Origin of the sequence: Sphaerisporangium melleum, from assembly GCF_014646695.1 — a bacterium.
In the GTDB taxonomy this organism is placed as follows: Bacteria; Actinomycetota; Actinomycetes; order Streptosporangiales; family Streptosporangiaceae; genus Sphaerisporangium; species Sphaerisporangium melleum.
On sequence record NZ_BMNT01000155.1, the window covers coordinates 1 to 560 of the forward strand.

Annotated in this window: 1 protein-coding gene; it reads left to right on the forward strand. The window is 68.0% G+C overall.

Translation table 11 applies throughout. The annotated features are described in order from the left end of the window. Positions 1–560 (forward strand): S-adenosylmethionine synthetase N-terminal domain-containing protein (locus tag IEY93_RS37615; RefSeq protein ID WP_308425775.1); only part of this gene is annotated, 560 nt, incomplete at both ends.

Here is a 560-nt window from a genome sequence, read left to right on the forward strand (position 1 = left end):
TCCGAGTCGGTCACCGAGGGTCACCCGGACAAGATCGCCGACCAGATCAGCGACGCCGTCCTCGACGCCATGCTCAAGGGCGATCCCAAGAGCCGGGTCGCGGTCGAGACTTTGATCACGACGGGTCAGGTGCACGTCGCCGGTGAGGTGACGACGGAGACCTATGTCGACATCCCGGGCCTGATCCGGGAGAAGATCCTGGAGATCGGGTACGACGCGTCGCACAAGGGGTTCGACGGGGCGTCCTGCGGGGTGTCGGTGTCGATCGGTGCGCAGTCGCCGGACATCGCCCAGGGTGTGGACGACGCCTATGAGGCCCGTGAGGGTGAGGTCGCCGACGAGCTGGACCGTCAGGGTGCCGGTGACCAGGGTCTGATGTTCGGGTACGCCACGCGTGAGACGCCCGAGCTGATGCCGCTGCCGATCACGCTGGCGCACCGGATGGCGCGGCGGCTGTCGGAGGTCCGCAAGAACGGCACCGTGCCCTATCTGCGGCCGGACGGCAAGACCCAGGTGACCATCGAGTACGACGGCGACCGCCCCGTCCGCCTGGACACCGT